Here is a 22,915-nt window from a genome sequence, read left to right as displayed (position 1 = left end):
CCGTCACCAACCGAGGAGTCACGCGCCATGGACTGGTTTTCCGCACCCGAATATTGGGTGGGCAGGCTGGTGCTCGAGCGCGGCGCCGCGGTGATTTACCTGCTCGGCTTCCTCGCGGCCGCGGTCCAGTTTCGCGCACTCATCGGCGAGCGCGGCATCCTGCCCATACCGCAGTTCTTGGCCAGGCAAACCTTCTGGCGCACGCCGAGCCTTTTCCACCTGCGCTATTCCGATCGGCTGTTTTCGACCGTCTCGTGGTTCGGCGCGGCACTGTCGGCGGCGATCGCGGTCGGGGGCGCCGACGCGGTGCCGCTATGGGCGGCGATGGCGATGTGGCTGACGCTGTGGGTGCTTTACCTGTCGATCGTCAACGTCGGACAGACCTGGTACTCATTCGGCTGGGAATCGCTGCTGCTCGAGACCGGGTTCCTGATGATCTTTTTGGGCAATCACGACGTGGCGCCGCCGGTGCTGACGCTCTGGATGGTTCGGCTGCTGTTGTTCCGCGTCGAGTTCGGCGCGGGACTGATCAAGATGCGCGGCGATCCGTGCTGGCGTGATCTGACGTGTCTGTACTACCACCATGAGACACAACCGATGCCGGGGCCGTTGAGCTGGTTCTTCCACCATCTGCCCAAGCCGCTGCATCGGATCGAGGTGGCGGGCAACCATTTCGCGCAGCTGATCGTGCCGTTCGGATTGTTCGCTCCGCAGCCGGTGGCCAGCGTTGCCGCCGCGATCATCGTCGTCACCCAGCTGTGGCTGGTCGCCTCGGGCAATTTCGCCTGGCTCAATTGGGTGACGATCGTGCTGGCGTTCAGCGCAATCGACGACGCGTCGCTGGCGATGTTCCTGCCCAGCGGACTCGTTCCGGCGCATGGGGGTATGGCGGCCCATGTGTCCGAGCCGCTGTGGTTCGTCGGCCTGGTGGCCGCGGTCACGGCCGCGGTGTTGTTCATGAGCTACTGGCCGTTGGCGAACATGTTGTCATCACGGCAGCGAATGAACATGTCGTTCAACTCGTTTCATTTGGTCAACACCTACGGGGCGTTTGGCAGCATCGGGCGGATCCGCCGCGAGGTGGTGATCGAAGGCACCGACGAGGCAGTCATCACCGCCCAAACCGTCTGGAAGGAATACGAATTCAAGGGCAAGCCGGGGGCGCTACGCCGGCTGCCGCGACAATGGGCCCCCTATCATCTGCGCCTGGACTGGCTGATGTGGTTCGCCGCGATCTCTCCGGGCTATGCGCAGCCATGGCTGAGGCCTTTCTTGCAGCGGTTGCTGGAAAATGATCGGCCGACCCTACGCTTGTTGCGCCACAATCCTTTTCCCCAATCGCCGCCCCGGTTCGTACGGGCACAGCTCTACCAGTATCGCTTCACCACGCCGGCCGAGCTGCGCCGGGACCGAGCCTGGTGGCATCGCGCGCTGGTCGGCGGTTACGTGCCACCAATGGCCCTGTCGACCGCGGCCAGCGCCGGTCGACGGCCTCCCTACTTCTGGTAGGACAGCGCTCCCGTGCCCGCGAGCCGTCCGCCCTCGACGATCAGGTATTCGGGACGGATGGGCTTGCCGGCGAACCAGCTCTCCAGGATCTCGCGGGTGCCGGCGGCATAACGCGCCTGAGCGGACAAGGTGGTGCCCGAAACATGCGGTGTCATAGCGTTATTCGGCATGGTCCGCCATGGGTGGTCGGCCGGGGGCGGCTGCGGATACCACACGTCACCGGCGTAGCCCGCGAGCTGCCCGGATTTCAAAGCGGCCACGATCGCTTCGGGCACGGTCTCCTCGGCGCGCGCGGTGTTCACGATGTAGGAGCCCCGCCGCATCGTCGAGATCAGCTGCTCGTTGAACATCCTGCGGGTGTCGTCGTACAGCGGCGAGTGGACGGACACCACGTCGACCGCCTTCACCAGCGACTCCACGTCAGGGTGAAATGTCACGTTCAGTTGTTTCTCCACGTCCGGTGCCAGCCGGCGGGTGTCGGTGTAGTGCAGGTTGACATCGAACGGCGCCAGCCGGCGCAGTACCGCGCGTCCGATCCGGCCCGCGGCGATGACGCCGACATCCATACCCTCCAGGTCGTAAGCACGCTCAACGCAATCGGCGATGTTCCAGCCGCCCTCGGCGGCCCACCGATGCGACGGCACGAAATTGCGCACCAGCGCGAGGATCTGCATCACCGCGTGCTCCGCGACACTGATGCTGTTGCTGTAGGTCACCTCGGCGACGGTGATCCCGCGTTCTTTCGCCGCGTCCAGATCCACGTGGTCGGAGCCGATGCCCGCGGTCAACGCGAGCTTGAGTTTCGGCGCCTTGGCGATGCGTTCCTTGGTCAGGTAGGCCGGCCAAAACGGTTGCGAGATCACGATCTCGGCGTCGACCAGCTCACGCTCGAATTCCGAGTCGGGCCCGTCCTTGTCCGACGTCACCACCAATTGGTGCCCGCCATCTTCGAAAAACTTGCGCAGCCCCAGCTCACCCGAGACGCAGCCGAGCAGTTCACCGGGCGTGAAGTCGAGCTTGGACGGAGTCGGCACGGTGCTGCCGTCGGGATATCCCTCGATCGCCGGGATGCTGTCGCGCGCATATCTCGGCGGGTAGCCATCGACCGGGTCGGGGTAGAGCACCATCACACACTTGGCCATCGAAGTCCTCCTTGAGCGGAATCAATCCCAGTCTCAGAGGGCGCCCGCCCAGGTGTCAAAGACGCGATTCCGACCGGCTGATAGGCAGCGCCGATCATGCTAGGGCAACTCGCTGAGTGTCGCACCGATGCGGGCCTCACGCGCGGTCCGTCGCAACGCGCGGGCCAACAGCGAGCCCGGCTCTGCCCTGTTGGTCACCAGCGCTATCAACGCGGTGACCGAGGGGCGTCGCAGCCGCAGCACGCTGACCCCGACGGGTACGCCCAGCGTATGAATCCATGGTTGCGGCACAATGCTTGCCCACCGACCGGTGCGAACGTGAGCGAACAGCGCGGCCACGGAATCGGTTTCCAGCTGCGGGGTGACCTGCAGGCCGTGGGTCGCCAGCGCGTCGTCGATGAGCCGGCGGCCCCGCATGCCGTGCGTCAGCAGACACAGCGGTAGCTGCACGGCGTCGGACCATCCGATGGTTTCCGACTCACCGCCGAGCAGTTCGGCGGCGGCGATGAGCACCGGCTGCTCGTGGTACAGCGGCATGACCAGCAGATCGGCCGTGTCCTGCTGGTCCGGATACAGGATGCCGGCATCCAATTCGAACTTGCGCACCCGTTCGACGATCCCGGCCGAGCGTAGGTTGACCTCGAGCTGAACCCGCACCGACGGGTGTGCCGCGCAAAACGGATCCGTAAGCAGCGCAACGGTCGTCGATGCGGCCGGCACCACGCCCAGCCGCAGTTCGCCGGTCAGGCCGGCCCGCAACGCGGTGACTTCCTGTTTCAGGGCGTCCCGGTCGGCCAGGATGCGCCGCGCCCACGGCACCAGCCGCTCACCTTCTGGAGTCAGACCCTCGAACTTCTGTCCGCGCCGCACCAGCGGGACGTTGAGTTCGGATTCAAGCTTGCGGATGGCCTCCGACAGCGCGGGCTGCGACACGTAACAGGCGCTCGCGGCGCGCGCGAAGTGACGCTCCTGGGCGAGCGCGACGAAGTATTCCAGCTGACGGAACAGCATGTGCCATTCGATCATGCCGCCAGCGGGTACTCGTCTTGTGGCCGAGGCTCCAGCCGTGAAACCAAGCATGCGAAGGAGGCGCACGGTGGGAAACAGTTCGAGATCGGAGATCACGTCAGATGGAATTCGGAAGCCGGCCAGGTCAGCGGCGCCATCGTGAAAAAGCGCACGCACGACACCGATTACAAAGGCCACAAACGGCATTGCACGAAAGACGACCCGATCAAAAGCGACAAAACCGGCCACATCGCGATGCACAAGGGCGACGCGCTGGAAAAGATCGACTAGAACCGGCGCGGCGCAACCATGGGCGACCACCACGAGATCTGGACCATTGGGCACTGGACATGCCCGGTGCCGACTTTCTTGGAACCCTTGGATCATGCCCGCATCAACCTGCTCGCCGACGTGCGCGCTCAGCCTGGCTCGCGACGCAGCCCACAGTTCGGTAGCGCGGAGATGTCGCGCTGGCTGGGTGACGCCGGCATCCGTTACATCCACCTTCCCGAGCTCGGGGGACGCCGCCGTCAGCAGAGCGTCGATCCCAGCATCAACGCCGGGTGGCAGAACGCGAGCTTCAAGAACTACGCCGACTACACCCTCACCAGCGAATACCAGCGCGGCCTCGCCCGACTGATCACCCTGGCCCGGTCACACCGACTGGTGATCATGTGCGGCGAGCCCATGCCATGGCGATGTCACCGGCAACTGATCGCGAATAACCTTGTCGCCCAAGGGTGGACGGTGTGGCACCTGATGAGCGGATCCGCCCCGCGTCAGCACCGGCTCGGTCAGTGGGGGGCGACACCCGTCGTCGACGAGCGCGAGCACGTGACGTACCCGGCGGAGCCGATGTTGTCCGGACCGGACACATCAGACCAGGAGGCGGGGTCGTAGCCGTGACGCGGTGACGTCGACCCCGGCGGCGAGATCGTCGATCAGCGCGTTGACATACTCCACCAACCCGGCGAGGTCGATGGCGTGCGGTGCCGGCCGATCCGCGCGGGTGAGATGGCCGGAGGCGCGGCGAAGCAGGGTGATTGCGCCCTTGAGGTTGCCCCGCTGGACGTGGGTGATCCCCACCGCGAGCTGCGCCAGGCCTCGCCACAGCTCCCGCTCGTTGACCGGACCGTTCTTCCACGCGGCCTCCAAAACCTCGTGAGCGTTGAAAGCAAGACCTCGATCCAGCAGATCTTGGGCATACGCGAGGGTTTCGGCCGGCGCCAGCGAAAGGTCATCCCGAACCCGTGGCACGCCCGCGCTGCCGGGCGGAAGTGGCCGGCCCAGCGCGTCGCGCGGTCGGGCATTTCGGGGCCGACCCGCTTCGTCGCGATCACGCTCCGCCATCTGAAATGAATTCGGAGGATTACAGCGTTTCGTCCAGCTCACCGAGGCGGTCGGTCAACCGCAGATTCTCGGAATAGTCGACGGGGCAACTGATCAGCGAGACGCCGTCGTCGTCGAGCGCGGTCCGCAGCGTCGGCAGCAGCTCCTCGGCGCTGTTGATCCGGTATCCCTTGGCGCCGAAGCTTTCCGCATACTTGATGATGTCGGGGTTGCCGAACCGCACGTAGTGGTGCTCCCCGAGCTCGAGGTCCATCTTCCACTCGATCAGGCCGTAACCGCCGTCCTCCCAGATCAGCACCACCAGCGGGATTTTCTCGCGCACGGCCGTCTCGATCTCTTGCGAGTTCATCAGGAATGCGCCGTCGCCGACGACGGCCAGCACCTTGGCCTCCGGCTGCGCCAGCTTGACGCCCAGCGCCCCAGGGAGGGCAAAGCTCATGGTGGACAATCCGTTTGAGATCAAGCAGGTGTTCCGCTCGTACGTCGGGTAGAGCCGGGCCATCCACATCTTGGTGGCACCGGTGTCGACCAGGACGACGTCGCTGCGGCCCAGCGCCGCCCTGGTGTCGGCCACCACCCGCGCGGGCGCCAGCGGGTAGCGCGAATCCTGTTGGCCACGAGCGAATTCCTCGTGGAGGAGACCAGACCCGGGGATTTCGGGATCGGCCTCGAAGACGTGGTCCTCGAGCGCCTCGCTCAGCGCGTCCAGCGAAGCGCTGATGTCGCCGATGATCCCGACGTCCACTGAATAGTGCGCGTCGACCTCGGCCGGGAAGCGATGAACATGGATGACCTTCTTGTCGGCCTTGGGGTTGATCCGAACGGGGTCGAATTCCTGCAGCTCGTAACCGACCGCGATGACGACGTCGGCGTTGTCGAACCCGAAATTCACGTAGTCGTGCCGCATGAACCCGAGCGTCCCGATGCTGTTGGGGTGATCGTCGGGCATGACGCCCTTGCCGTGGAAGGTGTTGGCCACCGGGACGCCGAATTTCTCGGAGAAGCCGACCAGGGACTTGGTCGCGTCGGCACGGGCCGCGCCGTGCCCGGCCAGCACCACCGGACGGCGCGCATTACGCAGAATGTCGACCGCGCGTGCGACCTGGCGGAATGCCGGCGCGTCGGCGCGAACGACATTGCGCGGCAAGGGCGTCAGGTCGTAGTCGGCCTCGTCGGCGTCGATGTGCTCCGGAACGGCGAGATAGACCGCCGCAGGCCGTTCGGTCTCGGCCTGCTTGAAGGCTTTGCGGACCATCTCCGGGATGGCGCGCGCGGTCGGAATGTCGGCGGCCCACCGGGTGATCGGCGCGAACATGGACACCAGGTCGACGTACTGGTGCGACTCCTTGTACTCGCGGTCCTGACCCACCTGGGCGGAGATCGCCACCAGCGGGGTGCTGTTGGTGGTGGCGTCGGCGACCCCCAGTTGCATGTTGATGGCACCGGGACCCAGCGTCGAAGACACCACCGCCGCCCGCCCGGTGACCCGTCCGTACATCTCCGCCATGAACGACGCCCCCTGCTCGTGCCGGGTGAGCACGTAACGGATGCTCGAGGAGGCCAGCGCCTGCACGAGACGTATGTTCTCCTCGCCGGGCACCCCGAACACGACGGAAACACCCTCGTTTTCCAGGCACTTGACGATCAGCTCAGCGGCTTTGCTCATCCGACACCTCCCTTAGGGGAACGATAGTGGCAGGCTAGGTGTTGGACTTTTCAGCCACCAAGCACAACAACCCGATGAAGGAGGGCCGACGTGCCCATCGCCACCATTAACCCGGCTACCGGCGAGACAGTGAAGACCTTCACCCCGGCTACCGATCAAGAGGTCGATGCCGCGATTGCCCGTGCCTACGAACGCTTCCTCGACTACCGCCACAACACCACGTTTGCCCAGCGCGCCCAGTGGGCAAACGCGACCGCCGATCTGCTGGAGGCCGAGGCCGACGACGTCGCCGCCATGATGACCCTGGAGATGGGCAAGACCCTGAAGTCGGCCAAGGCCGAAGCGCTCAAGTGCGCCAAGGGTTTTCGTTACTACGCCGAAAACGCCGAGCAGCTGCTCGCCGACGAGCCGGCCGACGCCGAGGCGGTGGGCGCGAAGAGGGCCTACACGCGCTACCAACCGCTCGGGGTCGTGCTGGCCGTGATGCCATGGAACTTCCCGCTCTGGCAGGCGGTACGGTTCGCCGCGCCGGCGCTGATGGCCGGCAACGTGGGGATCCTCAAACACGCGTCGAACGTTCCCCAGAGCGCGCTCTACCTGGCCGACGTCATCGCCCGAGGCGGTTTCCCCGAGGGGTGTTTCCAAACCCTGCTCGTCTCCTCCAGCGCGGTCGAGCGCATCCTGCGCGACCCCCGGGTCGCGGCGGCCACGCTGACCGGTAGCGAACCGGCCGGCCAGTCGGTGGCGGCCATCGCCGGCGACGAGATCAAGCCGACCGTGCTCGAACTCGGCGGTAGCGACCCGTTCATCGTGATGCCGTCGGCGAACCTGGACGAGGCCGCCAAGACCGCGGTGACCGCCCGAACCCAGAACAACGGCCAATCCTGCATCGCCGCAAAGCGGTTCATCGTTCACACCGACATCTACGACGCGTTCGTCGACAAGTTCACCAAGCAGATGGAGGCGCTGACGGTCGGCGACCCGACCGATCCGGACACCGACGTGGGTCCGCTGGCCACCGAATCGGGCCGCGACGAGATCGCCAAGCAGGTCGACGACGCCGCCGCCGCCGGCGCCAAGATCCGCCTCGGCGGCAAGCCCATCGACGGGCCGGGCTGGTTCTACCCGCCGACGGTGGTCACTGACATCACCAAGGACATGGCCCTATACACCGAGGAGGTGTTCGGCCCGGTCGCGTCGATGTATCGGGCGGCCGACATCGACGAAGCCATCGAGATCGCCAACGCCACCACGTTCGGCCTGGGGTCGAACGCCTGGACCAACGACGAGGCGGAGCAGCAGCGGTTCATCGACGACATCGAGGCCGGCCAGGTCTTCATCAACGGGATGACGGTGTCCTATCCCGAGCTGGGGTTCGGCGGCGTCAAGCGGTCCGGGTATGGACGCGAACTCGCGGGGCTCGGCATCCGCGCATTCGTCAACGCCAAGACCGTGTGGGTCGGGGAAACCGGGAGCGGCTCCTCGGCGGGCGACAACAAGGTCGAGTAGCTCAGGCCGCTAGGCGGAGACCCCCGCCAGCGCCCGCTCGTCCTCGTCGGCGAAGGTGTCCTCGAGCTGCAGCGGCGAGTAGTCGAGGTCGATCTCGCCGACCGGGCGCCCCCGGGCGCTGGAGATGGTGCCGAAACGCCGCATCCCCTTGTCGGCGGCGTACTGCATGAACTCGTCCACGGACAGGCCGAAGGGCATCGGATCGTAGAGGGCGAAGCCTTCCTCGATCAGGCGCAGGCCCAGCGGCATCAGCTCGTTCATCCGCGTTTCGAAGACGCCCCAGTTGGCGTCGTCGGCGGCGACGTGGCGTCGGCAGGTGAAGGTGCCCCATGCCATGTGCCGTCGCTCGTCGTCGCCGATGCGTCGCACCAACTCCTGCATGCCGGGCAGGATGCCGCGTTCCACGCAGATCTTGTGCCAGCCGAAGTAACCGGTCAGCGCCAGCATGCCTTCGACCATGTGGTTGTAGGTCACCGACGCGCGCACCTGGGCAGCAGGCGACGGATCGACCGTCAGCGCGTTCAGGCAGTCCGGCAGCTCCTCGTAGAAGATCGTGCGGTAGGTCGGCACGTCTTCGAGGAAGTTGTGCAGATCCTCGGTGATGCCGACGGCGTCGAGCCACATGCGGAACACCTGGACGTGCTTGGCCTCCTCGAAGGCGAACTGCGTCAGATACATCTCGTCGCCGAGCCGGCCCTCGGCCCGCATCGCGGCCATGAACGGCTGGATGTCCTGGGTCACCGATTCCTCGCCGGCGATGAACTCGGCGCACAGCCGGGTCGCGTAGTGGCGTTCGTCGTCGGTGAGGCGTTCCCAGTCCTCGCGATCGCGGGAAAAATCAATGTCGGCCGGATTCCAGAATTTCGCGTTGCCGCCCGCAAACAGCTTGAGCGGCAGGCTGTCCCAGTTCAGACCGCCCTGGACCATCGAGTGGATTCGGGTGCGATTCATGTGACCTCCTCAGATCGTTTAGGGGTAGAGCTGACCGGCGGGGTTTTCGGCGCAGCCGAGAACGCGGCCGCCAGCACCGAGACGAGCCGGCGCACCGCCAGCGCCGGCTGCTCCGGGGTGGGCTCGTCGAGCCCCAGAACCGGATCCAGGCCGCGCATGTAGGGCGCCAGCGCCAGGTGCGGAAAGATCAACAGCAGCAACGACAACAGCGCATCGGTGTCGGAATCCGCGCGCAGGTCGCCGCGGTTGCACGCATCGCGGACGAGCGGGCGCATCACTTCGAGGTAGTGACGGTGGATGACGTTCTGCACGCTGACGCGGGCTTCGGTGTCGACCTCGAGGGTCGCCGCGGCGTGCAGCGCGCGTTCGTGCGGGTGGTCCGCGAAGTAGGCCACCCATGCGTCGAGCCAATCGGTGAGGAAGTCGAAAAAGGGCCGGCTCGGGTCGAGTTCGCGGATGCGGTCCTCCATGTAGGCGCGCACCCGCTGGCTGCCGATGTCGGCGATGAACGCATACAGGTCACGCTTGTCCGCGAAATACTGGAACAGGCTGCCCTTGGCGACCCCGGCGCGACGCGCGATGACGTTCAGGCTGCCCCGGGAGAACCCGTGGGCCCCGAACTCCGACTCCGCGGCTTCGATGATCGCGGCGCGACGGGCGGGATCGACCCGCGCCCAGGTGACCGTTGGCAATGCCCCTCCTGGAGTAGATGACCACTGGTCATCCTACTGTGAGTAAGCTCACAGTCAAGGGTGCGCGGGACCGCCGGGCCCAGTGCCCGGGTGACAGGGCACTCGAAGCCCAACGCCCGGCTGGCCGGGCGCTCGGCCTCACCGACGCCGCGGCGGCGGATCGCCGAGCCGCAGCAGCGAGAAATTGGGCAAACGAGCACTATCCCCGGTGAAAATGGGCGCCGACTAGAGCCAAGGAGTGATCGTGACGACGCACCACGACAGCATTGCGTGGCCCCGCCTACGGGTAGACGACTGGGCTCCGACGAGGCAGACACTGCACATGTGGGCTCAGATTGTCGGCAAGGTCCGACTGGCCCATTCGCCCATGGTCAACCACTGGTGGCAGGTCACCTCGTATGTGACCCCGCGTGGCTTGACGACGTCGGCGATCCCTTATGGCACAGCGGCCTTCGATATCGAGTTCGATTTCATCGAGCACATGCTGATGATCCGCAGCACCACCGGTGCGACCCGCAGTGTGCGCCTGGAACCGAAATCGGTGGCCGAGTTCTACTCGCAGACTATGCGGGCGCTCGACGAGCTGGGATTTCCCACCCGCATCCAAGCGCACCCCAACGAGGTAGACCCGGCCCTGCCGTTCGCCGAAGATGTCGAACACGCGTCATACGACCCCGATGCGGCCAACCTGTTCTGGCGCCAGCTGCTTGCGGCGAACCGCGTGCTCGGCCAGTTTCGCTCACGGTTCATGGGTAAGGTCAGCCCCGTCCATTTCTTCTGGGGTGCAATGGATCTTGCGTGCACCAGATTTTCCGGGCGCGGTGCGCCCCGCCACCCGGGCGGCGCACCCAATTGTGGTGACTGGGTGATGATTGAGGGCTACTCGCGAGAACTGAGCAGCTGCGGATTCTTTCCCGGCGGGGGTGACGAAGGCGCTTTCTACGCCTACGCCTATCCCGAACCCGAGGGTTTCGCCGATCACCCGGTCAGCCCCGAGGAGGCGGGTTACGACAAGGATCTCGGTGAATACCTGTTGCCATACGAGGCGGTGCGGCAGGCAGCCGACCCCGACCAGACGCTCCTCGGGTTCCTGCAAGACACCTACGAAGCGGCCGCGGTGCACGCCAGCTGGGACCGCGCCACGCTCGAGGACGACCCCGATCGCTGGAAGGCCCATCAAACGCGCGCATGATGCGTTCGGTAAGTGCGTTCGGTGCAATCGCAGGCACTGCCAGCCTTAAGCTCAGGGGTGCATCCGGTACGCGCCGTTCAGCGGCAGGACGTGATCCTTCCAAATCTGGTCGTAGCGCGCGGGATCGTGGGCGGGCCGGCGGATCATCCGCAGCGCGAAGCGGGCTTGTTCGTCCGTCGTCGCGGGCTTGTCCGACAGCTCCACGGCGTAAGCGTTGAAGTCGCGGACCAAGACGGCGAAGATCTCATCGATCAACCCCTCGTCGGCGCCCGACAGCCCGGCCTCCTCCAGGATGAGCTGGGCGTAGGGCACCGTCGCGAACAACTGACCGACGGCGAAGGCGAAGTCGATGTCCTTCTGCTGTGCGGCATCTGGGGTGGCGCCGGCCAGCATGTCGGCGAGCACGTCGATCTGCGAGCGCAGCAGCGCGACGTTGGGCAGATGCCCGAAGCTGTCGAACGGAGCGCGCCAGTCGCCGAAGCGCACCTTGCCCAGGCCGCCGGTGGGCCCCTGCGCGAACAGGAAGGCGTCGTCGGCCGCGTCGTCGCGGCGGCCGATCACCGGCAGCGCGCTGTTGGGGGCGAACAGGAAGTTGGGCATGAACTTGCCGAGCAGCCCGATGTTGATGTGGACGGTGCCCTCCAGCCTTGGCAGCAGGCCGATTTCGCGGGTCATCGCCTCGAAGATGGTGTCCTTCTCCACGCCCTTGGCGGCGATGACATCCCACAGCGCGGTGATGACGCGTTCGCCCTCGTTGGTGATCTTCGCCTTGGTGAGGGGGCTGTACAGCAGGTAGCGGCGGTCCTCCGCCGACGCGCTGCGCATGTAGTCGCAGGCGCGGGTGGCGACCAGCCGCATTGCGACCAGCCGCGCGTAGGCGTCGGTGAGCAGCCGGCGCACGTGGGTGAAGTCGGTGACGACGGTCCCGTACAGGATGCGGTTGGACGCGTGGGTGACCGCCTCGTACATCGCGTGGGTACACATGCCGACCGCGCCCCAGCCGAGGTTGTACTTGCAGACGTTGACGGTGTTAAGGGCGGCGTGGAAGGCCTCCGGACCGCGGTGCAGGATGTCGGCCTCGGTCACCGGGTAATCGCGCAGCGCGTAGTTGGCGACATAGTTCTGCGAGTTCACCACGTTCTTGATCAGGTCGTAGCGATCGTGCTGCGAGTCGGCGGCGAAGAACACGTACTCGTCGGTGCCGTCGAACTTGCCGAAGGTGGAGACCATCCGGGCAACGTTGGCGTTGCCGATGTAGTACTTCTCCCCGGTGGCGGTCCAGCCGCCGTCTTTCGGGGTCAGGTTCATGTCGGTCTGATAGACGTCCGCGCCGTGCGTCTGCTCCGACAGGCCGAAGGCGAAGACCTCGCCCCCCTCGAGCAGCGCGGCGGCCTTGCGCTTGGCGTCGGAGTTGGCGCTCATCCAGATCGGGCCCAGACCCAGCGCGGTGACCTGGAAGGGGTACCAGTAGTTCAGCCCGTAGAAGCCGACGATCTCGGCGAACGCACTGATCCGGTAGGTATCCCAGCGGCAATCGTCGGCACCGTAGGCGCTCGGGGTCAGCAACGACGCGAAGATGCGCTCACGGCCGATGTGATCCAAAAACTCCGAGTACCACACTCGTTCGTGATCATCGGACTTCAGCCGGGCCTTGCCCCGGGACTCGAAGAAGTCGACCGTCGCGGCCATGATCTCCCCCGAGCGGCGGTCTGGGTACCGGCGTTGCAGGTTATTCGGATTGAGCAACATGACGTGACTCCCAGCGGGTTCTCGACCAAGACGAGGGTGACGGTACTGCAATCGGGTGGCCGCCGGGGTACCTGGAACAAAACGGCCCTGTTGGTCACGTGCCAGCCGACCTAGCATCAGTGGCGTGTCAGAACTCAATACCGCTCGCGGGTCCATCGATACCGCGGCATTAGGCGTGACCCTCATGCATGAGCACGTGTTCATCATGACCACCGAGATCGCGGAGAACTATCCCGAAGCGTGGGGTGACGAAGAGCAGCGTGTCGCCGACGCCATCAATCGACTCAACGAGCTGAAGTCCCGCGGGGTGGACACCATCGTCGACCTCACGGTGATCGGCCTGGGCCGCTACATCCCGCGCATCGCCCGGGTGGCGGCCGAGACCGAGCTCAATATCGTTGTGGCAACCGGGCTTTACACCTACAACGACGTTCCGATGTACTTCCACTACCTCGGCCCGGGCGGCGAGCTCGGGGGCCCGGAGATCATGACCGACATGTTCGTCCGCGACATCGAGCAGGGCATCGCCGATACCGGCATCAAGGCCGGGATCCTCAAGTGCGCCACCGACACGCCCGGCGTCACCCCCGGCGTCGAGCGAGTGTTGCGCGCGGTCGCCCAGGCGCACAAGCGCACCGGGGTGCCGATCTCGACCCACACGCACGCCGGGCTGCGGCGCGGTCTCGAACAGCAGCGCATCTTCGAAGAAGAGGGCGTCGACCTGAGCCGGGTGATCATCGGGCATTCCGGTGACAGCACCGACATCGGCTACCTCGAGGAGCTCATCGCGGCCGGTTCCTACCTCGGGATGGACCGCTTCGGAATCGATGCGTTCCTGCCCTTCGAAGATCGGGTGAACACCGTGGTGCAGATGTGCGAGCGCGGGCACGCCGACAAGATGGTGCTCTCGCACGACGCCAACTGTTATTTCGACGCGCTGCCCGACGAGCTGGTGTCGCAGGTGATGCCGAACTGGCACTACCTGCACATCCACAATGACGTCATCCCGGCGCTCAAGGAGCGCGGCGTCACCGACGAGCAGTTGCGCACCATGTTGGTCGAGAATCCGCGCCGCATCTTCGAGCAACAGGGCGCGTATGAGTGAGCCGATCCCGCCGATCGGTACGCAGATTTCGGCGCTCGCCGAACTCGCTCCCGATGAGCCGGCGGTCACCTGCGACGGGGTGTCACTGACCCGTGCCCAACTCGACCGCTCGACGAACCAGCTGGCCCGCGCCTATGCCGAGCGCGGCGTGGGCGTCGGCGATTACGTGACGATGGTGCTGCCCAACTCGGTCGAATGGATCCAGGCCGCGGTGGCGTGCTGGAAGCTGGGCGCGGTGCCGCAGCCGCTTTCCGCGCGGTTGCCCGACGCGGAGTTGGCGGGTCTGCTCGAGTTGCGACCGCCAGCCTTGCTGGTCGGCCGGGAGCATTCCGAGTTCCCCAGTGTGCCAGCCGGTTTCGAACCTGGTTCCGCGCTGTCGGATGCCCCTCTGCCAGAGGCGGTCTCGCCGGTGTGGAAAGCGATGGGATCCGGCGGCAGCACCGGCCGGCCCAAGCTGATCGAGTCCGGCGGCGACAGCCGGATCCCGGCGGCGATCGGCTATCCACTGGGCGCCCAGGAGGGTGACACCACGCTGGTACCGGTGCCGCTGTCGCACAACACCGGCTTCACCACCGCGACCATCGCATTGCTGATGCGCCATCACCTGGTGTTGATGAGCCGCTTCGACCCCGAGCGGTTTCTCCGGCTGATCGCCGACCATCGCGTCAGCTTCCTGACGACGGTGCCGACGATCATGCAGCGGACGCTGCCGGTCTACCAGGCAGACCCGGACGCCTACGACCTGTCCTCGATCCGGCGGTTCTGGCATCTGGGGGCGCCCTGCCCGCCCGCCATCAAGCAGGCCTGGATCGACCTGCTGGGCGCGGAGAAAGTGTGGGAGCTCTACGGCGGCACCGAATTACAGGCGCTGACGTTCATCTCCGGCGACCAGTGGCTGACGCACCGGGGTTCGGTCGGCGTGGTGGTCGCAGGAGAGATGAAGGTGCTCGACGACGACGGCAACCCCTGCCCGCCCGGCGTGGTCGGCGAGATCTACATGCGGCCCGGCCCAGACAGCGCGCCCACCTACCGCTACGTCGGCGCCACGGCGAAAACCCGCGACGGCTGGGACTCGCTGGGCGATCTCGGCTATTTCGACGCCGACGGGTTCCTGTACCTCTCGGACCGGCGGGTCGACATGTTCACCGTCGGCGGCCGCAACGTCTACCCGGCCGAGATCGAGAACGCGCTGTCGGCGCACCCGGATGTGTTGTCCTGCCTGGTCGTCGGCGTCCCCCACGAGGATCTCGGCCAGGTGCCGTACGCGCTCGTGCACCCGGTCGACAGTTCGGAACTGGATTCCGTTGGGGTACAAGAGTTTCTGCGTGATCACGTGGCGGGGTACAAGGTGCCGCACACCGTCGAATTCGTCGACACCCCGTTGCGTGACGACGCGGGCAAGGCCCGCCGATCGGCGGTCCGCGCCCAGATCATGGAGCGCTTGGCGGCCGCGGAAACCAGCTAGGGCGCGATCGCATCAGCCTCGGCGTCGACGGCTTGGGCCTTTTCGCCCGGCTTCTCCCGTTTCTCCCAGCGGCGCAATGCTTCTCGGCACGGCGACTCGACCAGCGCGTAGCTGACCGCGGCGATCGCGAAACCGAAGATCAGCGTCAGCACCAAGACCGTGGGCATACGGCCGGTGAACGGGAACGTCCCGAGCACGGGGAACACCATGGCCAGCGCCGCCAGGTGCCAGACGAACAGCCCGTAGGACCACCGGCCCAGGGTCACCATCGCGGTGGTTCCCAAGACGCGATGCGGCGTGTCCACCCGGTCCAGCACTAGCGGGGCGACCAGGGCGAAGGCCACGACAGAGCCTGCCGCCGTCTTAACCGCGAACTGGGAGGCCGTACCGGGAATGAGGCCTTCCGGGCCGGCCAGCGGGGAGGCCGCCAAAAGGTAGGCAACGACCGCGACGGCGGCCATCACCAGCCGCCGGCGCGCGATGCGATGCGGAATTCCGACCCCGCTGTGCACCCACTCGGCCAGCAGCATGCCGGCGGCGAACCACGAGAAAAAGGCCGGCGGCCAGTTGAGCGGATTCGTTCCGGACCCGGAATGGATGGGCACCCAGCCCCACGCCCAGCTGAGGGCCCCCAGCGCGGCGATCGCCGGCACCCTGGCCCGCACCGGCAGCGTGCGGGCCAGCAGGGCGAGAATCGGCAACGCCAGGTAGAAGCTGACCTCGACAGACAGGCTCCACATCTGGGTCAGCCCGCCGGTCAGCGTCAGCGGCACGTAAATCTGGGTGAGCGTCAGGTTGGCCAACCACACCGTCAGGCTGGCATGGTCGGCGTCGGGCAACAGGGTCAGGATCACCACGACGGCGACCACATAGGCGGGCATGATGCGGACCACTCTGGACCGCAGATAGTGGCCGGTGGCCGGGCGGGGTCCCAGACCCCTTGCCGCTGCGGCATGTCCGCGCCACAGCAGGAAACCCGACAGCGCGAAGAACACCGCCACGGCGAGGTCGAAGCGCCCGAACAGCCTGCCGGCGGCGCCGCTGGAGTGCCCGGTCTGGAACGCGACGTGCGTGACCACGACGCCCATGGCCGCGCAGGCGCGCATGCCCTCCACGGCCGGCAGGAAGCTGCGGACCCCGCCCACCCGCTGGTCATCGCTCACCACCACAGTTTGCCTGTGCTGGTTTGCCCGGCGAATGGGTACACCCGGGGACCCCAACAGGTTGGTAAGCCGTCGCCTTACTTTCTGCTGTTAGGGTCAGACGAGTTTGCCCCGGGCTGCTGCTCGGGTCGGGTCGCGGCTGATGAAAGCAAGGAATCGAGGAGGGCACAGCGACGTGAACCGAGCAGTCATGTTGCGGTTCGCCGCATGCGGGATCATCGGCTTCGGAGCTGCCCTGCTGATCGCCGCGCTGCTGTTGACGACGTACACCACCAGCCGGATCACCAAAGTTCCCCTCGACGTCGATGCCACACTGGTCGGTGACGGCACCGGGACGGCATTGGACTCCGCGTCGTTGTCGACCGATCACGTCGTCGTCAACCAGAACGTGCCGCTCGTCTCTCAGCAGCAGATCAGCGTCGAGTCCCCCGCCAACGCCGACGTGGTCACGCTTCAGGTCGGAAGTTCGTTGCGGCGAACCGACAAGCAGAAGGACAGCGGGCTGCTGCTGGCGATCGTCGACACCGTCACGCTCAATCGCAAGACCGCGCTCGCCGTGTCGGACGACACCCATGCCGGCGGCTCGGTCCAGAAGCCGCGCGCCGTCAACGACGAGAACCCGCCCACCGCGATGCCGCTGCGGCACGATGGGCTGTCCTACCGGTTCCCGTTCAACACCGAGAAGAAGACCTATCCCTATTTCGACCCGATCGCGCAGAAGGCGTTCGACGTCAACTACGAAGCCCAGGAAGACGTCAACGGGCTTTCCACCTACAAGTTCACCCAGAACGTCGGCTATAACTCCGACGGCAAGCTGGTGGCCCCGGTGACGTACCCGTCGCTGCTGGCCGGCAACGAGGACGCCAAGCAGACCACGTCGGCGTCGATGTGGGGCGTCCAGGGCGGCGATCCGAACGAGCAGATCACCATGACCCGCTACTACGCGGCGCAGCGCACGTTCTGGGTGGACCCGGTGTCGGGCACCATCGTCAAGCAGACCGAGCACGCCGACCACTACTTCGCCCGCGACCCGCTCAAGCCGGAGCTCACCGTGGCCGACTACAAGGTCACCTCGAACGAAGACACCGTCGAATCCCAGGTCAACGCCGCCCGCGATGAGCGGGACCGGCTGGCGCTGTGGTCGCGGGTGCTGCCGATCACGTTCACCGCGGTCGGTCTGATCGCGCTGATCGGCGGCGGCCTGCTCGCCTCGTTCAGCCTGCGCAGCGAGAGCGCGCTGACCGACCCCGGCCTGGACCGCGGCGACCAGGACTTCTTCGGCCGCAGCGGCCTCGAGGAGCCGGTGCCCGGTGCCGAGGCCGAGACCGAGAAGCTGCCCACCCAGCGTCCCGAGGCGCGTGAGGAATCCGGTGCGCCCGGCTCCGAGCCACCTGTCCCGCCGAGCCCATCCGGGTCGCCCGGCCCGGACGAGCCCACCGCGGCCGGGCCGGCCGAACCCCATCCGCATGGCCCGCACGACCGGGAATAGCCCGGCTCGGATGCATTAACCGTGCGCTGGACCCGGCCCGGGTACGCACTGGTCTTGGCGCTGCTGGTGGTCGGGCCGCTCCTGTCGCCCGGATACCTGCTGTTGCGCGACGCGGTGTCGACGCCGCGGTCGTATCTGTCCGATACCGCGCTGGGCCTGACGTCGGCGCCACGCGCCACCCCCCAGGATTTCGCGGTGGCGCTGGCCTCCCATCTGGTCGACGGCGGCGTCGTGGTCAAGATTCTGCTGATTCTCGGGCTGTGGCTGGCCGGGTGGGGGGCGGCCCGGCTGGTCGCGGTCGCGCTGCCATGCGCGGGCGCTTCCGGCCAGTTCGTCGGCACCACCGTGGCCATCTGGAATCCCTATGTCGCAGAACGGCTTCTGCAGGGTCATTGGAGCCTGTTGGTCGGTTACGGCTGCCTGCCCTGGGTGGCCTCGGCAATGCTGACGCTGCGGACGACGGCGGCGAGCGGATTCGTGTTTTGCGGGCTGGCCTTTTGGATCGCGCTGGCCGGGCTGACCCCGACCGGTGTGCTGATGGGCGCGACGGTGGCGCTGGTTTGCGTCGGGGCGCCCGGTACCGGCCGGCCGCGCCGGTGGTGCGCCGCGGCGGCGTTGGGTGCCGCGCTGGTGTCGGCGCTGCCCTGGCTTACGGCGGCGGCGATGGGCACGTCACTGACCGCCCACGCGGCGGCGAACCGGCTCGGGGTCGAGGCGTTCGCGCCCCGCGCCGAGCCCGGGCTGGGCACCCTGGCCAGCCTGGCCAGCCTCGGCGGAATTTGGAACGGCGAGGCCGTACCCGGTTCGCGCACGACGCTGTTCGCGGTGTTCTCGGCGGTGGTGCTGCTGGGCGTCGTCGCGGCGGGCCTGCCGACGGTCATCCGGCGCCCCGCCGCGGTGCCACTGCTGGTGCTCGCGGCGGTGTCCGTGCTCGTCCCGGCGGCGCTGGCGACCGGCCCGGGCGTGCAGCTGCTGAGCGCGGTGGTCGATACCGTGCCCGCTTTCGGGGTGCTGCGTGACGGACAGAAGTGGGTGGCGCTGGCGGTGCCCGGCTACGCCCTCGCGGGTGCCGGCGCGGTGGTGACGCTGCGCCGGTGGCTACGGCTTTCTGGAACCGCCGCCCCGGCGCTGGTCTGCTGCCTGACGCTGCTGCTGGCGCTGCCCGACCTGGCCTGGGGTGTGTTCGGCAAGGTCGCGCCGGTGCGCTATCCGGGCGGCTGGACCGCCGTCGCAGCGGCGATCGACACCCAGCCGGGCACGGTCGCGGTGCTGCCCGCCGGCACCATGCGGCTGTACCCCTGGTCGGGCCCCGCGCCGGTGCTGGACCCGCTGCCCCGCTGGGTGCGCGCCGACGTGCTGAGCACCGGCGACCTGGTGATCTCGGGGACGACCATTGCCGGGGAGGGTTCGCACGCCCGGGCCGTGCAGGAGCTACTGCTGTCCGGGCCCGATCCGGCGGCGCTGGCCGCGGCAGGGGTGGGCTGGCTGGTGGTGGAATCCGACAGCGCGGGCGACATGGGGGCGGCGGCCCGCACCCTGGGCGCGCTGGCCCCGGTCTATCGGGACCACGACATTGCGCTCTACCGGATCGGCGGGCAGACCGCCGGGGTGACGGCCTGGCGGCGGACGGCGACGTTGGTCGCGCATCTGGCGTGGCTGGCGATGCTGATCGGCGGTGGCGCCGGCGCGACGATCGGTGTGTGGCGGCGCCGCGCCCGCTCAGTCCCGCCCGGTGACTAGCCCGCTGACCGTGCGGCCGGTGTGTACCGCTTCCAGCACGCCGCACATCGCGTCCGCGCTCTGCATCCAGGAGAATTCACCGCTGCGGGTGTGCGCCTTGGCGCCCAGTTGATCGCGCAGCACAGGATCGGCGAGCAGTTCTTCGAGCCGACCCACCAGCTCGGCGTGGCTGTCCACCAGGATCCCGGTGACCTCGTCGACGATCGAGTCCGACAGGCCGCCCGACGAGCGGTAGCCGATGGTCGGCACCCGGTGTTGGGCCGCCTCCACGACGGCCAGACCCCAGCCCTCCTTGCGGGAGGGCAGCAGGTGCACCCAGGCCCCTTGCAGGACATGGTGTTTGGTCACGTCATCGACATGCCCGTGGAACGTCACCGCCGAACTGATGCCGAGCCGCCGCACGTGTTCGACGAGCCGATCGCGCCACCAGCCGTCGCCGACGATGTCCAGGTGCAGGTCCGGGATCCGCGGCAGCAGCCGCGCGACCGCCTCGAGGGCGTCCTCGATCTGCTTGTGCGGCACCAGCCTCGACAGCACCACCACCCGCGGCGCCGCCGACCGTGGGCCCGTCAGCGATTGCGTCGGCGCCCGGTCCACGCCGTTGCGCACCACCGCGATCTGCGCGCTGTTGACGCCCAGGGTGACCAGGTCTCGGGCGGACGGCAGCGACACCGTGACGTACTGGTTGTGCCGGTTCACCCGCGGCGACAGCGTCGACTCGACGAACCAGCCGAGCCGGCCGAGCACCGGCCCGGCCACCGGCCACTGCTCGCGGTGGCAATGATGCACCAACACCACCACCCGGCGGCCGTAGATCAGCCGGGCCAGGAAGGGCAGCCCGTTCTGGGTGTCGACGACCACGTCGGGTCGCACCGCGCGCAGCGGGCCGAGCCCCAGCCGAGCCGAGGCCATCGCCAGCAGCGCCCAGACGTATACCGAGTAGCGTCCGCCGGCCCGGTTGATCCGCACGCCGTCGACGACCTCGCGGCGTGGCGCTCCGGAATAGCGGGCGGTGCGCAGCGTGACGGCGATTCCCGATGCGGCCAGCTGCGCGCCGATGCGCTGCAAATAGGCTTCGCTGCCGCCGCCCTGTGGGTGCCCGGTATCGCGCCAGCACAGCAGTAGCACGGAGCGCAAGGAAGACATTGGACGTCAGCCTAACCGGCGATGATGTGCATCGGGCAGAGCCACACATCCGTAGGGTGTGGCCGGTGGCGCCCACCGACATCTTCGCGCGCCGGGCGACCCTGGCCCGCTCGGTGCGGCTGCTGTCGGAGTTTCGCTACGAGCAGCCGGATCCGGCCCGCTTCTACGGCGCCCTGGCCGCCGACACCGCGGCCATGGTGAGCGACTTATGGCGAGCGGCCCACGGCGAGCCGCTTTCCGGCCGCACGCTGCTCGATGTCGGCGGTGGGCCGGGCTACTTCGCGGCGGCCTTCACAGATGCCGGCCTGCGCTATGTCGGGGTCGAACCCGACCCCAGCGAGATGCATGCGGCCGGGCCCGCCGTCGCCCAGGGAACGGGGACCTTCGTACGCGCCTCGGGCATGGCGCTGCCCTTCGCCGATAACTCGGTGGACATCTGCTTGTCCTCCAACGTCGCCGAGCACGTGCCGCGGCCCTGGCAGCTCGGCGCCGAGATGCTGCGGGTGACCAAGCCGGGCGGACTGGCCGTGCTTTCCTACACCGTCTGGCTTGGACCGTTCGGCGGCCACGAGATGGGCATGACGCATTACCTCGGCGGCGCCCGCGCCGCCGGCCGCTATGCCCGCAAGCACGGCCACCGACCCAAAAACGACTACGGGTCGTCGTTGTTTGCGGTCTCGGCCGCCGAGGGGCTGAGCTGGGCCGAGAACACCGGGGTCATGGTCGCCGCATTTCCCCGCTACCACCCACGATGGGCATGGTGGCTGACGGGGGTGCCGGTGCTGCGGGAGTTCCTGGTGAGCAATCTGGTGCTGGTACTCCAACCCCAATAGTGAAACGTGTTCTCGTTTCGCGTCGGCTTGGGTAGGGTGGCGCCCATGGGCGACATCAAGACCGAATACGACAAGCTTTTCATCGGCGGCAAGTGGACGGAGCCGTCGACCTCCGAGGTGATCGAGGTGCGCTGTCCGGCCACCGGCGAGTACTTCGGCAAGGCACCCCTGGCGGCGGCGGCCGACGTCGACGCCGCGGTCGCCGCGGCCCGCGCCGCTTTCGACAATGGCCCTTGGCCTACGACGCCGCCGAAGGAACGCGCGGCCGTCATCGCCAATGCCGCCAAGCTGATGGAGGAGCGCAAGGAGCTGCTGAGCGCGCTGCTCGCCGGCGAGACCGGCCAGCCGCCGACCACGATCGAGACGATGCACTGGATGGGCTCGATGGGCGCGATGAACTTCTTCGCCGGCCCGGCCGTCGACCAGGTCAAGTGGCGCGAGATTCGCAACGGCTCCTACGGCCAGACCATCGTGCACCGCGAGCCGATCGGCGTGGTCGGCGCGATAGTCGCCTGGAACGTGCCACTGTTCCTCGCGGTCAACAAACTGGGCCCCGCGCTGCTGGCCGGCTGCACCGTGGTACTCAAGCCGGCGGCCGAGACACCCTTGACCACAAACGCTTTGGCGGACATCTTCGTCGAGGCCGGCCTGCCCGAGGGCGTGCTGTCGGTGGTGCCCGGCGGCATCGAGACCGGCCAGGCGCTGACCTCCAACCCAGACGTCGACCTGTTCACGTTCACCGGCAGCTCCGGCGTCGGCAAGGAGATCGGCCGGCGCGCCGCGGAAATGCTCAAGCCGTGCACGCTGGAGCTCGGCGGTAAGTCGGCGGCCATCGTCCTCGAGGACGTCGACCTGGCCTCGGCGATCCCGATGCTGGTGTTCTCCGGGATCATGAACACCGGGCAGGCCTGCGTGGGCCAGACCCGCATCCTGGCGCCCCGCTCGCGTTACGACGAAATCGTGGACGCGGTGAGTCAATTCGTGCAGGCCCTGCCGGTCGGACCGCCGTCGGACCCGGCCGCCCAGATCGGTTCGCTGATCTCGGAGAAGCAGCGCGCCCGTGTTGAGGGCTACATCGCCAAGGGCATCGAGGAGGGCGCCCGGCTGGTGTGCGGCGGTGGCCGCCCCGAGGGCCTGGACAACGGTTTCTTCGTGCAGCCCACCGTCTTCGCCGACGTCGACAACAAGATGACGATCGCCCAGGAG

At 67.4% G+C, this 22,915-nt stretch carries 20 protein-coding genes; 11 read left to right on the top strand and 9 right to left on the bottom strand.

What is annotated here, in order from left to right; genetic code table 11:
- Nucleotides 1–27: 27 nt before the first annotated feature.
- The gene (locus tag A5652_RS08075) at nucleotides 28–1,509 is read left to right on the top strand and encodes a lipase maturation factor family protein (RefSeq protein WP_067348927.1); all 1,482 of its coding nucleotides are present in this window, start codon (nucleotides 28–30) and stop codon (nucleotides 1,507–1,509) included.
- On the opposite strand, the gene A5652_RS08070 is transcribed toward A5652_RS08075, so the two are convergent.
- Together A5652_RS08070 and A5652_RS08065 are read right to left on the bottom strand one after the other, a co-directional pair.
- Nucleotides 1,497–2,651, bottom strand: coding sequence for an NAD-dependent formate dehydrogenase (locus A5652_RS08070; protein ID WP_067348924.1), 1,155 nt, complete (start codon nucleotides 2,649–2,651; stop codon nucleotides 1,497–1,499). The two genes, A5652_RS08075 and A5652_RS08070, sit on opposite strands and share 13 nt — an antisense overlap.
- A gap of 99 nt (nucleotides 2,652–2,750) precedes the next feature.
- Nucleotides 2,751–3,662, bottom strand: coding sequence for a LysR family transcriptional regulator (locus tag A5652_RS08065; RefSeq protein WP_067348920.1), 912 nt, complete (start codon nucleotides 3,660–3,662; stop codon nucleotides 2,751–2,753).
- Between the two features lie 102 nt (nucleotides 3,663–3,764).
- Between A5652_RS08065 and A5652_RS08060 the strand changes: the two genes are divergently transcribed.
- On the top strand, nucleotides 3,765–3,950 hold the full coding sequence (locus tag A5652_RS08060) for a DUF2945 domain-containing protein (RefSeq protein ID WP_067348960.1): 186 nt from the start codon (nucleotides 3,765–3,767) through the stop codon (nucleotides 3,948–3,950).
- Between the two features lie 18 nt (nucleotides 3,951–3,968).
- Nucleotides 3,969–4,559 carry a DUF488 family protein gene (locus tag A5652_RS08055; protein WP_067348917.1) on the top strand — a complete coding sequence of 197 codons (591 nt, stop codon included), beginning with the start codon at nucleotides 3,969–3,971 and terminating at the stop codon, nucleotides 4,557–4,559.
- Here the strand turns inward: A5652_RS08055 and A5652_RS08050 are convergent.
- Both A5652_RS08050 and A5652_RS08045 read right to left on the bottom strand, forming a co-directional pair.
- The gene (locus A5652_RS08050; protein ID WP_067348913.1) at nucleotides 4,536–5,009 is read right to left on the bottom strand and encodes a DUF309 domain-containing protein; all 474 of its coding nucleotides are present in this window, start codon (nucleotides 5,007–5,009) and stop codon (nucleotides 4,536–4,538) included. The two genes, A5652_RS08055 and A5652_RS08050, sit on opposite strands and share 24 nt — an antisense overlap.
- A gap of 19 nt (nucleotides 5,010–5,028) precedes the next feature.
- Nucleotides 5,029–6,675: an acetolactate synthase large subunit gene (locus A5652_RS08045; protein WP_067348909.1), complete on the bottom strand. Its 1,647-nt coding sequence runs from the start codon at nucleotides 6,673–6,675 to the stop codon at nucleotides 5,029–5,031.
- 90 nt (nucleotides 6,676–6,765) lie between these two features.
- Here A5652_RS08045 and A5652_RS08040 point away from each other — a divergent pair, with 90 nt between their 5' ends.
- Complete coding sequence (locus tag A5652_RS08040; protein ID WP_067348906.1) at nucleotides 6,766–8,184, top strand: NADP-dependent succinic semialdehyde dehydrogenase; 1,419 nt, start codon at nucleotides 6,766–6,768, stop codon at nucleotides 8,182–8,184.
- A 9-nt stretch (nucleotides 8,185–8,193) separates the two neighbouring features.
- Here A5652_RS08040 and A5652_RS08035 read toward each other — a convergent pair whose 3' ends face one another.
- Both A5652_RS08035 and A5652_RS08030 read right to left on the bottom strand, forming a co-directional pair.
- On the bottom strand, nucleotides 8,194–9,135 hold the full coding sequence (locus tag A5652_RS08035) for a R2-like ligand-binding oxidase (RefSeq protein WP_067348903.1): 942 nt from the start codon (nucleotides 9,133–9,135) through the stop codon (nucleotides 8,194–8,196).
- Nucleotides 9,132–9,827 (bottom strand): TetR/AcrR family transcriptional regulator, encoded by a 696-nt coding sequence (locus A5652_RS08030; RefSeq protein WP_067348900.1) that lies wholly within the window; start codon nucleotides 9,825–9,827, stop codon nucleotides 9,132–9,134. The genes A5652_RS08035 and A5652_RS08030 overlap by 4 nt, the downstream gene beginning before the upstream one ends.
- 244 nt (nucleotides 9,828–10,071) lie before the next feature.
- On the opposite strand from A5652_RS08030, the gene A5652_RS08025 reads away from it, so the two are divergent.
- On the top strand, nucleotides 10,072–11,019 hold the full coding sequence (locus A5652_RS08025) for a DUF5996 family protein (protein WP_197513833.1): 948 nt from the start codon (nucleotides 10,072–10,074) through the stop codon (nucleotides 11,017–11,019).
- A gap of 51 nt (nucleotides 11,020–11,070) precedes the next feature.
- Here the strand turns inward: A5652_RS08025 and A5652_RS08020 are convergent, their stop codons facing one another.
- Nucleotides 11,071–12,768: an acyl-CoA dehydrogenase gene (locus A5652_RS08020; RefSeq protein WP_067348893.1), complete on the bottom strand. Its 1,698-nt coding sequence runs from the start codon at nucleotides 12,766–12,768 to the stop codon at nucleotides 11,071–11,073.
- 124 nt (nucleotides 12,769–12,892) lie between these two features.
- Here A5652_RS08020 and A5652_RS08015 point away from each other — a divergent pair, with 124 nt between their 5' ends.
- Nucleotides 12,893–13,873, top strand: coding sequence for a phosphotriesterase (locus A5652_RS08015; RefSeq protein ID WP_067348889.1), 981 nt, complete (start codon nucleotides 12,893–12,895; stop codon nucleotides 13,871–13,873).
- Nucleotides 13,866–15,338, top strand: coding sequence for an AMP-binding protein (locus tag A5652_RS08010; protein WP_067348886.1), 1,473 nt, complete (start codon nucleotides 13,866–13,868; stop codon nucleotides 15,336–15,338). The genes A5652_RS08015 and A5652_RS08010 overlap by 8 nt, the downstream gene beginning before the upstream one ends.
- Here the strand turns inward: A5652_RS08010 and A5652_RS08005 are convergent.
- Nucleotides 15,335–16,507: an acyltransferase gene (locus tag A5652_RS08005; RefSeq protein WP_067348882.1), complete on the bottom strand. Its 1,173-nt coding sequence runs from the start codon at nucleotides 16,505–16,507 to the stop codon at nucleotides 15,335–15,337. The two genes, A5652_RS08010 and A5652_RS08005, sit on opposite strands and share 4 nt — an antisense overlap.
- Nucleotides 16,508–16,676: 169 nt before the next feature.
- Between A5652_RS08005 and A5652_RS08000 the strand changes: the two genes are divergently transcribed.
- Entirely contained in the window at nucleotides 16,677–17,990 is a 1,314-nt protein-coding gene (locus A5652_RS08000; protein ID WP_197513831.1) for a DUF3068 domain-containing protein, read from the top strand.
- A gap of 21 nt (nucleotides 17,991–18,011) precedes the next feature.
- The gene (locus tag A5652_RS07995) at nucleotides 18,012–19,730 is read left to right on the top strand and encodes a hypothetical protein (protein ID WP_067348875.1); all 1,719 of its coding nucleotides are present in this window, start codon (nucleotides 18,012–18,014) and stop codon (nucleotides 19,728–19,730) included.
- On the opposite strand, the gene A5652_RS07990 is transcribed toward A5652_RS07995, so the two are convergent.
- A complete protein-coding gene (locus A5652_RS07990; protein ID WP_067348871.1) occupies nucleotides 19,710–20,876 on the bottom strand; it encodes a glycosyltransferase family 4 protein in 1,167 nt (388 codons plus the stop codon). The genes A5652_RS07995 and A5652_RS07990 overlap by 21 nt on opposite strands.
- Before the next feature lie 65 nt (nucleotides 20,877–20,941).
- Here A5652_RS07990 and A5652_RS07985 point away from each other — a divergent pair, with 65 nt between their 5' ends.
- Nucleotides 20,942–21,709: a class I SAM-dependent methyltransferase gene (locus tag A5652_RS07985; protein WP_067348956.1), complete on the top strand. Its 768-nt coding sequence runs from the start codon at nucleotides 20,942–20,944 to the stop codon at nucleotides 21,707–21,709.
- Nucleotides 21,710–21,754: 45 nt separating this feature from the next.
- The coding region (locus A5652_RS07980) for an aldehyde dehydrogenase family protein (protein WP_067348868.1) at nucleotides 21,755–22,915 on the top strand (1,161 nt) is incomplete at its 3' end.

Origin of the sequence: Mycobacterium sp. 1165178.9, assembly GCF_001673555.1 — a bacterium.
GTDB lineage: Bacteria > Actinomycetota > Actinomycetes > Mycobacteriales > Mycobacteriaceae > Mycobacterium.
The sequence above is the reverse complement of the archived record's forward strand: the minus strand, read 5'-3'. Positions and strand labels throughout refer to the sequence as shown.